The organism is Pseudomonas sp. GW823-FHT02F05 (assembly GCF_058797315.1).
Window position 1 is genome coordinate 171,760 of sequence record NZ_JBXAJM010000003.1, and the last position, 13,955, is coordinate 185,714.

General features: G+C 60.5%; 12 protein-coding genes. 6 read left to right on the forward strand and 6 right to left on the reverse strand.

Features of this window, described 5'->3' with window-relative positions:
* Window positions 1–71: 71 nt before the first annotated feature.
* Complete coding sequence (locus AC1RAC_RS05875; protein WP_096143684.1) at window positions 72–251, forward strand: PA1571 family protein; 180 nt, start codon at window positions 72–74, stop codon at window positions 249–251.
* Between the two features lie 154 nt (window positions 252–405).
* Here AC1RAC_RS05875 and pdxB read toward each other — a convergent pair whose 3' ends face one another.
* Window positions 406–1,548 carry a 4-phosphoerythronate dehydrogenase PdxB gene (gene pdxB / locus AC1RAC_RS05880; RefSeq protein ID WP_492616384.1) on the reverse strand — a complete coding sequence of 381 codons (1,143 nt, stop codon included), beginning with the start codon at window positions 1,546–1,548 and terminating at the stop codon, window positions 406–408.
* Between the two features lie 250 nt (window positions 1,549–1,798).
* Between pdxB and AC1RAC_RS05885 the strand changes: the two genes are divergently transcribed.
* On the forward strand, window positions 1,799–3,193 hold the full coding sequence (locus tag AC1RAC_RS05885) for an MATE family efflux transporter (RefSeq protein WP_054898797.1): 1,395 nt from the start codon (window positions 1,799–1,801) through the stop codon (window positions 3,191–3,193).
* On the opposite strand, the gene tusA is transcribed toward AC1RAC_RS05885, so the two are convergent.
* Window positions 3,190–3,435, reverse strand: a complete 246-nt coding sequence (gene tusA / locus AC1RAC_RS05890; protein ID WP_014717501.1) for a sulfurtransferase TusA — start codon at window positions 3,433–3,435, stop codon at window positions 3,190–3,192. The two genes, AC1RAC_RS05885 and tusA, sit on opposite strands and share 4 nt — an antisense overlap.
* A 129-nt stretch (window positions 3,436–3,564) precedes the next feature.
* Window positions 3,565–4,641 (reverse strand): 23S rRNA (cytidine(2498)-2'-O)-methyltransferase RlmM, encoded by a 1,077-nt coding sequence (gene rlmM, locus AC1RAC_RS05895; protein ID WP_054919968.1) that lies wholly within the window; start codon window positions 4,639–4,641, stop codon window positions 3,565–3,567.
* Between the two features lie 196 nt (window positions 4,642–4,837).
* Here rlmM and acnA point away from each other — a divergent pair, with 196 nt between their 5' ends.
* A complete protein-coding gene (gene acnA / locus AC1RAC_RS05900; protein ID WP_492616385.1) occupies window positions 4,838–7,579 on the forward strand; it encodes an aconitate hydratase AcnA in 2,742 nt (913 codons plus the stop codon).
* A gap of 177 nt (window positions 7,580–7,756) precedes the next feature.
* On the opposite strand, the gene AC1RAC_RS05905 is transcribed toward acnA, so the two are convergent.
* Complete coding sequence (locus AC1RAC_RS05905; protein WP_005786126.1) at window positions 7,757–8,695, reverse strand: aspartyl/asparaginyl beta-hydroxylase domain-containing protein; 939 nt, start codon at window positions 8,693–8,695, stop codon at window positions 7,757–7,759.
* A gap of 243 nt (window positions 8,696–8,938) precedes the next feature.
* Window positions 8,939–9,913, reverse strand: a complete 975-nt coding sequence (gene cysK, locus AC1RAC_RS05910; protein WP_003189630.1) for a cysteine synthase A — start codon at window positions 9,911–9,913, stop codon at window positions 8,939–8,941.
* Between the two features lie 127 nt (window positions 9,914–10,040).
* On the opposite strand from cysK, the gene AC1RAC_RS05915 reads away from it, so the two are divergent.
* From AC1RAC_RS05915 to AC1RAC_RS05925, 3 genes are all read left to right on the forward strand, one after another.
* Window positions 10,041–11,117, forward strand: a complete 1,077-nt coding sequence (locus AC1RAC_RS05915; RefSeq protein ID WP_252950350.1) for a DUF748 domain-containing protein — start codon at window positions 10,041–10,043, stop codon at window positions 11,115–11,117.
* Window positions 11,118–11,330: 213 nt separating this feature from the next.
* Window positions 11,331–12,176, forward strand: a complete 846-nt coding sequence (locus tag AC1RAC_RS05920; RefSeq protein WP_003189627.1) for an AAA family ATPase — start codon at window positions 11,331–11,333, stop codon at window positions 12,174–12,176.
* Window positions 12,176–13,354 (forward strand): vWA domain-containing protein, encoded by a 1,179-nt coding sequence (locus AC1RAC_RS05925; RefSeq protein WP_492616386.1) that lies wholly within the window; start codon window positions 12,176–12,178, stop codon window positions 13,352–13,354. Before AC1RAC_RS05920 ends, AC1RAC_RS05925 begins: the two co-directional genes overlap by 1 nt.
* 42 nt (window positions 13,355–13,396) lie before the next feature.
* Here AC1RAC_RS05925 and AC1RAC_RS05930 read toward each other — a convergent pair whose 3' ends face one another.
* A complete protein-coding gene (locus AC1RAC_RS05930) occupies window positions 13,397–13,939 on the reverse strand; it encodes a hypothetical protein (protein ID WP_072434373.1) in 543 nt (180 codons plus the stop codon).
* Between the last annotated feature and the right edge of the window lie 16 nt (window positions 13,940–13,955).

The window sequence follows — 13,955 nt, forward strand, 5'->3', positions numbered from 1 at the left end:
GTAAGGAGTTGTAACAGCGCGTTCATGTGGGGGAATTAAAGTAGGTACACAACCTGATGAGGAGACAGGCCATGACCTTGCAGACTAGCAGCACCGACAAAGTGGAAGTAATCCGCATTGAGCATCAAGCCAATCTACGCTGCTCATTCATTGACGCCAATGGGCGCGAAGTGCCGATTACCGAGGACATGATCCAGCAAGCCTGCAGCGAGCTGGAACAGCGACTGGTCAAGCCTGCCCAGCAAGGCTGAAGCGCCCACGCTCTTTCAAACCCGGCCCAGGTGGCCGGGTTTTTTGTGCCCCCTGTAGGAGCGAGCTTGCTCGCGAAAAACATGCGGGCGCCGCGTTAAATCAGAAACGCTGCGTTATCGTTGACGTTTTTCGCGAGCAAGCTCGCTCCTACAGTTATAGGTGTTCGGCACCCAGAGCAGTCACGATCTGTGACAGCACCGCCGACTCCCCCTTGATGCGCACCTTCAAGCCATCGATCTCGCGACGTTCCGGGTAATGCTTGCGCAGCAGGTCGAAGGCCTGGCGCTGCTCCTGCACGGTACCCACCAGGCTGCGACGGAAATCCGCGTCGTCACGGCGTGGGTCGTACACACTGCGGCACAAGGTCGCCAGCGCCCAGGCCGGGTCAGTCTCAGGATGCAGGTGCATCTCGGCCAGCCAGGGGGCCGGTAGCAAATCACTTAAGTGAATACTCGGTTCATGGCCCAGGTGCGCGCACAGCGCCTGGTAAATCTGCGCAGTGCCACGCTGCTTGCCATCAAGGCTGTAACCGGCGATATGGGGCGTGGCCAGCACGCACAGGTCAGCCAGGTCGACGTCCACCTCGGGCTCGCCTTCCCACACGTCCAGCACCGCTTGCAGGTCTTCGCGCGCCAGCAACACCTCGCGCAGGGCCGCGTTATCCACCACCGCACCCCGGCTGGCATTGATGAGCCATGTGCCCGGCTTGAGCTGTTCCAGGCGCTGGCGATCAAGCAGGTGCCAGGTAGAACCGTTGCCGGACTTGATCAGCGGCGTATGCAAGCTGATCACGTCACATTGCTCGATGATCTGCTGCAGGCTGACGTAATCACTGCCCTCGGTAATCTGGCGCGGCGGATCGCACACCAACACATTCCAACCCAGGCCCTTGAGCACCTTGACCAAACGCCCGCCGACTTCACCCGCGCCGACAATGCCGTAGGTGCGCTGCTTGAGGTCAGCGCCTTCGATTTCAGCCAGGGTCTGCAAGCTGCCAAGCACGTAGTCCACCACCCCACGCGCATTGCAGCCGGGCGCGCTGGACCACTGGATACCCGCTTGCTTGAAGTAGTCGAGGTCCAGGTGGTCGGTGCCGATGGTGCAGGTGCCGACAAAGCGCACGTTACTGCCCTCAAGCAAGGCACGGTTGACGTTGGTCACCGAGCGCACCAGCAGTACATCGGCCTGCTCGACGGTGGCGCGGTCGATGGAACGGCCGGGCACCCGGCGAATCTCGCCAAACCCTTCGAAGAATGCATCGAGCAGCGGGATATTTTCGTCGGCAACAATCAGCATGGCAGGCTCCTTTGGCGGATTGGCAGTGTACAGAAGATCCTGTGTGGGAGCTGGCTTGCCTGCGATTGCATCGACCCGGTTTGCCTGATGGACCGAGGTGCCCGCATCGCAGGCAAGCCAGCTCCCACAGGGGTCAGCGCTGGCCTGGGCGCATCGCTTACAAATCCCTAACACAGGTTTTTTCCTGACCGCTGCGTCAACGCGTAGAATCCGCCGTCCTTGCGACTGCCTTTTTATTGGACACCTGTACGTGAACACTGCCACCGCTCCCCTCTCCCGCCCCGCCCGCATCAGCCGGGAAGTGCGCGGCCTGCTGACGCTGGCCTTGCCGATCATGATCGGCCAACTGGCCACCACCGCGATGAGCTTCGTCGACGCGGTGATGGCCGGGCGCGTGAGCCCGCAGGACCTGGCGGCGGTGGGCCTGGGTAATTCGATCTGGATCCCGGTGTACCTGTTGATGACCGGCACTCTGCTTGCCACCACGCCGAAAGTCGCCCAGCGCTACGGTGCGGGCCAGTTCAGCGAGATCGGGCCCTTGGTGCGTCAGTCATTGTGGCTGGCCGTCGTGGTTGGCATCGCAGGGGCGCTGTTGTTGCTATGCGCCGAGCCGATCCTGCATGCGATGAAGGTCGAACCCGACTTGATCGAGCCGTCCATGGGCTACCTGCATGGCATCGCCGCCGGTATGCCGGCGGTGGCGTTGTACTACGTGTTTCGCTGTTTCAGTGACGGCCTGGGCCGCACACGGCCGAGCATGGTCATGGGCTTGTGCGGGTTGGCGCTGAATATTCCGCTGAACTACATCTTCATCTACGGCCACCTGGGCGTACCGGCCATGGGCGGCGTGGGTTGTGGCTGGGCTACCGCGATTGCAATGTGGGTGATGATGATCGGCCTGGCCATCTGGACGCGCTGGGGCGCGGCCTATCAAAGCAGTGAGTTGTTCAAGCGCTTCGACTGGCCGCAGTGGGCGGTGATCAAGCGCGTGTTGGGCATTGGCCTGCCGATAGGCGTGGCGATCTTTGCCGAATCGAGTATTTTTGCGGTGATCGCCTTGTTGATCGGCAGCCTGGGCGCCACGGTGGTCTCCGGTCACCAGATCGCGCTGAACGTCAGCTCCTTGGTGTTCATGATCCCTTACTCCCTGAGCATGGCCGTCACCGTGCGCGTCGGCCAGGCGCTGGGGCGCGGCGAACCTCGGGAAGCACGCTTCGCCGCCGGCGTCGGCATGGGCACCGCACTGGCGTACGCCTGCTTTTCCTGCAGCTTGATGCTGTTGTTTCGCGAGCAAATTGCAGCGATCTACACCCCCGACCCGGTGGTGATCCACCTGGCGTCGATGTTGATCGTGTTCTCGGCGCTGTTCCAGTTCTCTGACTCGATCCAGGTCACCGCCGCCGGCGCATTGCGCGGCTACCAGGACACCCGGGTGACCATGGTGCTGACCTTGTTCGCCTATTGGGGCGTGGGCCTGCCGGTAGGTTACGCCCTGGGCCTGACAAACTGGCTCGGCGAGCCCAGCGGCCCGAGCGGTTTATGGCAAGGGCTGATCGTGGGCTTGAGCTGTGCGGCGGGGATGTTGGTGGTGCGCCTGGCGCGCAGTGCACGCCGACGCATTCGGGCCGAAAAGGCGCAGGCTTAATCGGCTTTCTTGCGGATCCAGTACAGGTAGGTGCCAGCATCTTCCTGCTGATCCACCAGTTCATGGTCGAGAAACACGCAGAACTTGGGGATATCGCGACGGGTCGACGGGTCGGTCGCGATCACCTTGAGCAGGCCGCCCGCCGGCAGGTCGCGGATGTGCTGGTGCAGCATCATCACGGGTTCCGGGCAGTTGAGGCCGGTGGCGTCGAGGGTGCCATCAACCGGCAGTTCAAGACTCATACTTCACTCCTAAAACTGGCACCGCTCAACAATGTGGGAGCGGGCTTGCCCGCGATGACGGGGGCACATTCAACATAAACTTCGACTGTAATACCGCTTTCGCAGGCAAGCCAGCTCCCACATTTAATATCAGCGGCCTTTGGATTTCTTTACGTCTACCAGGCGGCGCAGGTGACAGGTCACCTCTTCGCGGTCGTGGTAGAGCTGCTTGCAGCCGATCTCCACACGAATGCCGCGCGCCTTGAAGCCCTCTTCGATGCGCTCCAGCAGGCGCTTCACCTCGGCGTAACGCTGCTTCATCGGCAACTTCAGGTTCACCACCGCCTCGCGGCAATGCCCTTCGCCAATCCAGGTTTCCAAGAGTGCCGCGTTGCGCGCAGGTTTCTCGACGATATCGCAGACCATCCAGTCCACCGGCTGCTTGGGCACGAAGGTGAAGCCGTCGGCCATCAGGTGTTGCACCAGGCCGGTGTCCATCAGGCTTTCGGCCATGGGGCCGTTGTCGATGGCGGTCACCAGCATGCCACGGTTGACCAGTTGCCAGGTCCAGCCGCCCGGTGCTGCGCCGAGGTCGACGCCGGTCATGTCGCCGTGCAGGCGTTCGTCCCACTGGTCACGGGGGATGAAGTGGTGCCAGGCCTCTTCCAGCTTGAGGGTCGAGCGGCTGGGCGCGTCACGCGGGAACTTGAGGCGCGGGATGCCCATGGGCCACATCGCCGAGTTGTTCGACTCGGCCAGGCCCATGAACACTTCGCGGCCGCTCTTGAAGGTCAGCAGCAGGCGCGGCTTGCTCGGGTCGTCCACCAGCTTGCCGGCGTTGAGCAGGGCTTTGCGCAGGTGCACTTCGAATTTCTTGCAGAAGTTCGACAGTTCCTTGCCGTCATTGGTGTCGACCATCTCCAGCCACAAGCTGCCGCACAGCGGAAACTCGCGCAGGTGGGCGAGGATCACGCTGATGCGGTCGGTTTCCGGCAGGTCGATAAACACCCCGCGCGCCCACTGCCTGGGGAAGATCAGCTCGGCAAAGCGCTGGCCGTGCATCAGGCGCTGGGCGCCGTCTTCTTCGGTGCAGACAAATTCGGCGCAGGCGCTGCCGGTCTTGGCCTTGGCGTAGCCGGAAACGTTCAGGCGCGCAGCGTGCTCCGCGATCTCGGAACAGACTTCGCCTTCAAAACCCGGGCGGCAGTGCATAAAAAGGGTGTTCATTGAATCTCCTGGTGAATCAACCGGCGTTGCGCTATCGCAATACCTGTCATGAAAACGCGCGCATGATAGCCGAGTTCGGAACCTTGGACTCAGCGATAGAGTCCAGTTATTAGCCTGCTAATGAAAACAGCGCTAACGTGATAGCTCTGTTCGTCCCGTCAGGTCCGTAGCCGTGCGGACCATAAGGAGTCATGTAATGTCATCCCTTGATAGCCTGAGAACCCTTAAGACACTGCAAATAGACAGCAAAACCTACCACTACTTCAGCCTGCCCGAAGCCGCCAAGAGCCTGGGTGACCTGGACAAGCTGCCGATGTCCCTCAAGGTGCTGCTGGAAAACCTGCTGCGCTGGGAAGACGCCAAGACCGTCACCGGCACCGACCTCAAGGCCATCGCCGCCTGGCTCAAAGAACGCCAGTCCGACCGCGAGATCCAGTACCGCCCCGCTCGCGTGCTGATGCAAGACTTTACCGGGGTACCCGCCGTGGTCGACCTGGCCGCCATGCGCGCTGCCGTGGCCAAGGCCGGGGGTGACCCACAGCGCATCAACCCGCTGTCACCGGTGGATCTGGTGATTGACCACTCGGTGATGGTCGACAAGTTTGGCAGCACCAGCGCCTTCGAGCAGAACGTCGATATCGAGATGCAGCGCAACGGCGAACGCTACGCCTTCCTGCGCTGGGGCCAGAGCGCCTTCGACAACTTCAGCGTGGTACCGCCGGGCACCGGCATCTGCCACCAGGTCAACCTCGAATACCTGGGCCGCACCGTGTGGACCAAAGAGGAAGACGGCCGCACCTACGCCTTCCCCGACACCCTGGTCGGCACCGACTCCCACACCACCATGATCAACGGCCTCGGCGTATTGGGCTGGGGCGTGGGCGGGATCGAAGCCGAGGCGGCGATGCTTGGCCAGCCGGTGTCGATGCTGATCCCGGAAGTGATCGGCTTCAAGCTCACCGGCAAGCTCAAGGAAGGCATCACCGCCACCGACCTGGTGCTGACCGTCACGCAAATGCTGCGCAAGAAAGGCGTGGTGGGCAAGTTCGTCGAGTTCTACGGCGACGGCCTGGCCGATTTGCCCCTGGCCGACCGCGCGACCATCGCCAACATGGCACCGGAATATGGCGCGACCTGTGGCTTTTTCCCGGTGGATGAGGTGACCCTGGACTACCTGCGCCTGTCCGGCCGCCCGGCTGAGACGGTCAAGTTGGTGGAAGCCTATACCAAGGCCCAGGGCCTGTGGCGCAACGCCGGCCAGGAGCCGGTCTTCACCGATACCCTGGCCCTGGACATGGGCACTGTCGAGGCCAGCCTTGCCGGGCCCAAACGCCCCCAGGACCGCGTCGCCCTGCCGAATGTAGGCCAAGCGTTCAGCGATTTTCTCGACCTGCAATTCAAGCCCACCAGCAAAGAAGAAGGCCGCCTGGAAAGCGAAGGCGGAGGCGGCGTTGCCGTGGGCAATGCCGACCTGGTCGGCGAGGCGGATTATGAATACGAAGGTAACACCTATCGCCTGAAAAACGGCGCGGTGGTGATCGCCGCGATTACCTCCTGCACCAACACTTCCAACCCCAGCGTGATGATGGCGGCCGGGCTGGTGGCGAAAAAAGCCGTGGAAAAAGGCCTGACCCGCAAGCCCTGGGTGAAAAGCTCCCTGGCGCCGGGCTCCAAAGTGGTCACCGACTACTACAAGGCTGCGGGCCTCACCCAGTACCTGGACAAGCTTGGCTTCGACCTGGTGGGCTACGGCTGCACCACCTGTATCGGCAACTCCGGCCCCCTGCCCGAGCCGATCGAAAAAGCCATCCAGAAGGCCGACCTCACCGTGGCCTCGGTGCTGTCCGGCAACCGTAACTTCGAAGGCCGCGTGCACCCACTGGTGAAAACCAATTGGCTGGCCTCGCCACCCCTGGTCGTCGCCTACGCGCTGGCCGGTACCGTGCGCATCGACATCAGCAGCGAGCCGCTGGGCAATGACCAGCAGGGTAATCCGGTGTACCTCAAGGACATCTGGCCCAGCAGCCAGGAAATCGCCGAAGCGGTGGCCCAAGTCAGCACCAGCATGTTCCACAAGGAATATGCCGAAGTGTTTGCCGGCGACGAGCAATGGCAAGCCATTGAAGTACCGCAGGCAGCCACCTACGTATGGCAGCAGGATTCCACCTACATCCAGCACCCTCCGTTCTTCGACGACATTGCTGGCCCGCTGCCGGTGATCGAGGACGTCAAGGGCGCCAACGTTCTGGCCCTGCTGGGGGATTCGGTAACCACCGACCACATTTCCCCTGCCGGCAATATCAAGGCCGACAGCCCGGCCGGGCGCTACCTGCGCGAACAGGGCGTGGAGCCGCGTGACTTCAACTCCTACGGCTCACGCCGGGGCAACCATGAAGTGATGATGCGCGGCACCTTCGCCAATATCCGTATCCGCAATGAAATGCTCGGCGGCGAAGAAGGCGGTAACACGCTGTATATCCCTACGGGCGAGAAAATGGCGATCTACGATGCCGCCATGAAGTACCAGGCCTCGGGCACACCGCTGGTGGTGATCGCTGGCCAGGAATACGGCACCGGCTCCAGCCGCGACTGGGCAGCCAAGGGCACCAACCTGCTGGGGGTCAAGGCAGTGATCGCCGAGAGCTTCGAGCGTATCCACCGCTCCAACCTGGTAGGCATGGGCGTGTTGCCGTTGCAGTTCAAGCTGGATCAGAACCGCAAGACACTCAAGCTCACCGGCAAGGAGAAGATCGATATCCTCGGACTGACAACTGCCGAGATCGAGCCGCGAATGAACCTGACGTTGGTGATCACTCGGGAGGATGGCAGCAGCGAGAAGGTTGAGGTGCTGTGCCGGATTGATACCTTGAATGAAGTGGAGTACTTCAAGGCCGGTGGGATTCTGCACTACGTGCTGCGCCAGTTGATCGCCTCTTAAGAGCAACGCAGATCAAAGGTGGGAGCTGGCTTGCCTGCGAAAGCGGTGGGTCAGCCAACATTTTTATAGCTGATACTCCGCCATCGCAGGCAAGCCAGCTCCCACAGTCTTGATCACATTCCAGGCATGAAAAAGGCGCTGTATCTTTCGATACAGCGCATTTTTACGGTGTGCGGTTTAGCCGAACAGCCACTTCCAGAGCAGCACCAGCACCACCACCGCCAGCACCGGCCGCGCAATGCGGTAGGCTTTGGGATGCTTGCGCTTCCACTGTTTGACCTGGCCGCTGAACTTGTCGCTGAAGGTCTTGCTCCAGGCGTACGCCTGGTTGATGCCGCCCACGCGCTCGTCATCGAGGTTCTGCGGTGCGGTTGCGCGGCCCAGTTGCTTGCTGACCCAGCGGTTGATGCGGGTCATCACGCGGTTGCTCAATGGGCGTTCGATGTCGCAGAACAGGATCACCCGCGTCTGTTCGGTTTCGTTTTTCACCCAGTGCACGTAGGTTTCATCGAACATCACGTCTTCACCGTCGCGCCAGGCGTAGACCTGGCCGTCGACGAAGATACGGCAGTCGTCGGAGTTCGGCGTGGACAGCCCCAGGTGATAACGCAGGGAACCGGCAAACGGGTCGCGGTGCGGGTTGAGGTGACTGCCGCCCGGCAACAGCGCAAACATCGCGCCCTTGACGTTAGGGATGCTGCTCACCAACGCCACGGTCTTGGGGCACAGCGCCTCGGCCGATGGCAGCGGCTTGTCGTACCACTTGAGGTAGAAACGCTTCCAGCCCTTCTTGAAGAACGAACCGAAACCGGCGTCGTTGTTCTTTTCGGCGGCGCGGATGTAGCCCTCGTCGAACAGGTGCATGGCCTCTTCGCGGATCACTTCCCAGTTGTCCTTGAGCACATCCAGTTCCGGGAACTTGCTGCGGTCCAGGTAGGGCTTGGACGGCACCGCGGAAAACAGGTACATCAGGGCGTTATATGGGGCGAACAGCGCCGAATGGTTGACGAACTGACGCAACATCGGCAAACGGGCCTTGCCACGCAGGTGCACATACAGCGTGCTGCCGATGAACAGCAGCAACACCGACAGTTTGGCGGCCAAAGAAAAGGTCATGCAGCAACTCCTGGAAATAAGCGCCTGGCCAGCAAATTTCCGTCAATGGGAAACCAGACGTAACAGCCGGCCATGATAAACACTTGAGCCATTATGCAGAAGGCCCAGACCGACCGGGTGACATACATCAACCTTGTGGCGAGGGAGCTTGCTCCCGCTGGAGTGCGAAGCGCTCCCAGAATAATGGGGCCGCTGCGCAACCCAGCGGGAGCAAGCTCCCTCGCCACAGGGTTGCCCTTAAGATCAGGCCTGGTTTTCCTGCTCGGTAAACAAATCGCTGAACAACATGCTCGACAGGTAGCGCTCACCGGAGTCCGGCAAGATCACCACAATAGTCTTGCCCTGCATCTCCGGCTTCTCGGCCAGGCGCACGGCCACGGCCATGGCGGCGCCACAGGAGATCCCGCACAAGATGCCTTCTTCCAGCATCAAGCGTCGGGCCATGGCCTTGGACTCTTCGTCGGTCGCCAGCTCCACGCGGTCGACCATCGACAGGTCGAGGTTTTTCGGCACAAAACCGGCGCCGATACCCTGGATCTTGTGGGGGCTGGGTTTGATCTCTTCACCCGCCAAGGCCTGGGTGATCACCGGGGAAACCATGGGTTCCACGGCCACCGACAGAATCGGCTTGCCCGCCGTGTTCTTGATATAGCGTGATACTCCGGTGATCGTGCCGCCGGTCCCCACGCCTGCCACCAGCACGTCCACGGCGCCATCGGTGTCGTTCCAGATTTCCGGGCCGGTGGTTTTCTCGTGGATCGCAGGGTTTGCCGGGTTATCGAACTGGGCCGGCATAAAGTAGGTGGCCGGGTCGCTGGCGACGATCTCGGCAGCCTTGTCGATGGCGCCCTTCATGCCCTTGGCCGGCTCGGTCAGCACCAGTTCGGCGCCCAGAGCCTTGAGCACTTTACGGCGCTCAAGGCTCATGGACGACGGCATGGTCAGCAGCAATTTATAGCCACGGGCGGCGGCGACAAACGCCAGGCCGATACCGGTGTTGCCCGAAGTCGGCTCGACAATGGTCATGCCCGGCTTGAGCTTGCCGCTGCTTTCCGCATCCCAGACCATGCTGGCGCCAATGCGACACTTGACCGAATAACTCGGGTTGCGCCCTTCGATCTTGGCCAGGATCGTCACGCCACGCGGTGCGATGCGGTTGATCTGAACCAGAGGCGTATTACCGATGGAGTGCGCGTTGTCTGCGAAGATGCGGCTCATGGCGATTCCTGTTGTCGAGACTTTGGGAAAGGCCCCAAGGGTATGCCTCGTGCTCACAAGCGTCCAGAAGGAGGAACGTTGCGACGATCAGAACAGTCAATGCCCTACAAGCTAGGAGAACTGCCCTATGAAACGTCGCTACAGTTGGCCGTTAGGGACAATCGCCGCCCTGGTGCTGGTCCTGATTGCCGTGCACATCGCGCTGCCCTATCTGGTGCGCAACTACCTGAACGACAAACTCGCCAACATGGGTGATTACCGTGGCGAGATTGCCGATGTGGACCTGGCGCTATGGCGCGGCGCATACCGGATCAACGGCCTGCAAATCGTCAAGGTGGACGGCAAGGTCCCGGTACCGTTCGTCAAGGCGCCGCTGATCGAGTTTGCGGTGAGCTGGCATTCGCTGTGGTACGACCATGCCGTCGTGGCCGAGGGGCATTTTTTGCGCCCGCAGATCAACTTCGTCGATGGCGGGGCCAACAAACAGGCGTCCCAGACCGGTAAGGGCACCGACTGGCAGGAACAACTGCGCAAGCTGCTGCCGATTACCCTCAATGAAGTGCGCATTGAAGACGGCGAGATCGCCTTCCATAACTTCAGCTCCAAGCCCCAGGTGAATATCAACGCCACCGCGGTCAACGCCAGCTTCTATAACCTGACCAATGTAGTGGATGTCAAAGGCAAGCGTGATGCACGCTTTGAAGGCAAGGCACTGCTGCAAGGCCAGGCGCCCCTGGAAGCCAACGCCACCTTTGACCCGCTGAGCGATTTCGAAGAGTTCGAGTTCCGCTTCCGCGCCCGCGACCTGCAACTAAAACGCATGAATGACTTCGCCTCTGCCTATGGCAAGTTCGACTTCAAGGCTGGCACAGGCGATGTGGTGATCGAAGCCCAGGCTGAAAATGGCCGGCTCACCGGCTACATCAAGCCGCTGCTGCGCGATGTGGAGGTGTTCGACTGGCAACAAGACGTTGAAAACCAGGACAAGAATATCTTCCGTTCGATCTGGGAAGCCGTGGTGGGCGCCAGCGAAACCGTGCTGAAAAACCAGCGTAAAAACCAGTTCGCCACCCGTGTAGAGCTGAGCGGTAGCGTGCATCAGCAAAATGTCAGTGCGTTTTCTGCGGTGATCGCGATTCTGCGCAATGGGTTCATCCAGGCGTTCAATGCTCGTTACGAACAGCCCAAGCCCAGCGCTGATTAACCCTGTGGGAGCTGGCTTGCCTGCGATGGCGGTGGGTCAGCCAACTCATCTGTCACTGATACACTGCCATCGCAGGCAAGCCAGCTCCCACACTTCCTGCATGGGCCAGGGCTGATGTGACCCGCCATTCAGAGACTGAATAGCCCGTCTGCGTTCACAGTCGCCGGGGCTGCGCGGTATAGTCAGGCCATTGATGAATTCGAGGAATGACCGATGAAGTTCGAAGGCACCCAGGCCTATGTGGCTACCGATGACCTGAAACTGGCCGTCAACGCCGCCATCACCCTGGAGCGGCCGCTGCTGGTCAAGGGCGAACCGGGCACCGGCAAGACCATGCTTGCCGAGCAACTGGCCGAATCCTTCGGCGCCAGGTTGATTACCTGGCACATCAAGTCCACCACCAAGGCGCACCAGGGCCTGTACGAGTACGACGCGGTCAGCCGCCTGCGCGACTCGCAACTGGGCGTGGACAAGGTGCACGACGTGCGTAACTACCTGAAGAAGGGCAAGCTGTGGGAGGCCTTCGAGTCCGAAGAGCGGGTCATCTTGCTGATCGATGAAATCGACAAGGCCGACATCGAGTTCCCCAACGACCTGCTGCAAGAACTCGACAAGATGGAGTTCTACGTCTACGAAATCGACGAGACCATCAAAGCCAAGAAGCGCCCGATCATCATCATTACCTCCAACAACGAAAAAGAGCTGCCGGACGCATTCCTGCGCCGCTGCTTCTTCCACTACATCGCCTTCCCCGACCGCACCACCCTGCAAAAGATCGTGGACGTGCACTACCCGGACATCAAGAAAGACCTGGTCAGCGAAGCGCTGGACGTGTTCTTCGATGTGCGCAAGGTGCCGGGCCTGAAGAAAAAACCTTCCACCTCCGAGCTGGTCGACTGGCTCAAGCTGCTGATGGCCGACAATATTGGCGAAGCAGTGCTACGCGAGCGCGACCCGACCAAGGCCATCCCTCCCCTGGCTGGCGCCCTGGTGAAGAACGAGCAAGACGTGCAGTTGCTGGAGCGTCTGGCGTTCATGAGCCGTCGCGGTAATCGCTGATGCTGCTCAACCTGTTCAACGAAATGCGTGCCGCCAAGGTACCGGTGTCGGTGCGCGAGCTGCTCGACCTGATCAACGCGCTCAAACAGCGCGTGACCTTCGCCGACATGGACGAGTTCTACTACCTGGCCCGGGCGATCCTGGTCAAGGACGAGCGGCATTTCGACAAGTTCGACCGGGCCTTCGGCGCCTATTTCAACGGCCTGGAAAAGCTCGACGACCACCTGCAGGCGCTGATCCCCGAAGAATGGCTACGCAAGGAATTCGAACGTTCCTTGAGCGATGAGGAACGCGCGCAGATCCAGTCCCTGGGTGGCCTCGACAAGCTGATCGAGGAGTTCAAGAAACGCCTGGAAGAACAGAAAGAACGCCACGCCGGTGGCAACAAGTGGATCGGCACCGGCGGCACCAGCCCCTTTGGTTCTGGCGGCTACAACCCCGAAGGCATTCGCGTCGGTGACGCCGGCAAGCGTCAGGGCAAGGCGGTGAAAGTCTGGGACCAGCGCGAGTACAAGAACCTCGACGACCAGGTGGAACTGGGCACGCGCAACATCAAGATCGCCCTGCGCCGCCTGCGCAAGTTTGCGCGCCAGGGCGCGGCCGAAGAGCTGGATATCGACGGCACCATTGACCACACCGCCCGCGATGCCGGCTTGCTGAATATCCAGATGCGCCCCGAACGGCGTAACACTATCAAGCTGTTGCTGCTGTTCGACATCGGCGGCTCGATGGATGCCCACGTGAAGATCTGCGAAGAGCTGTTCTCCGCGTGCAAGACCGAGTTCAAGCACCTGGAGTATTTCTACTTCCACAACTTCGTGTACGAATCGGTGTGGAAGAACAACCAGCGCCGTACTTCCGAACGCACCTCCACCCAGGACCTGCTGCACAAATACGGCGCCGACTACAAAGTGATTTTTATCGGCGATGCGGCCATGGCGCCCTATGAAATCACCCAGGCCGGTGGCAGCGTCGAGCATTGGAACGAGGAGCCCGGGTATGTGTGGATGCAGCGTTTCATGGCCAAGTACAAGAAGCTGATCTGGATTAACCCCTACCCGAAAGATACCTGGGGCTATACGGCGTCGACGGGGATTGTGCGGGAGTTGGTGGAGGACCAAATGTATCCGCTGACGCTGCGCGGGCTTGAAGAGGGCATGCGTTATCTATCCAAGTGAACCCTGGCCTGTAGCCGATGCTAACGGCTACAGGCACGGCACTCAGCAGTGCTCGTTGTCGATCCAGGAAAACCTGAGAAAGAGCGCAGCGAACTGTTTGATCAGTTCAGAATCCTGGCGGTCTACTTTCCCGTCGTTGTTCACATCCTGATTGATCGAAACACTGGCCCCTTGACCATTCCCGTCGCTGTATACCGCCGCCGAATAGACGATGGTTTCATCTCGAGGGTCTCCCTCGCCCTGATGGAAGTGCAGCCGCACCGTATCAGGAATCCCGTTGTCATCGAAGTCGCCGGCAAACACCTTCAGGTATTTGTCAAAGGGCTCATCGAGACTGAACCACTGGAACGCCAGAAACAGCTGGGAAAACTCCAGTGCCATCTCCTGGTCAACCTTGTCGACAATGCCGTCTTGATTGAGATCATCCGCAATAATCCAGTCAAACTGGCCATCGTCAGTAATATCAAATGCCGTTGCCCGATGCACAAGCGCGGGGGTTTGGGCGGTGTCATAAAACTCCAGATAGACCACATCCGGAATATCGTTATCGAGTACATCCTGGGCATATATCTTCAAATAGCGCATAGCAAAGCCTGATAGT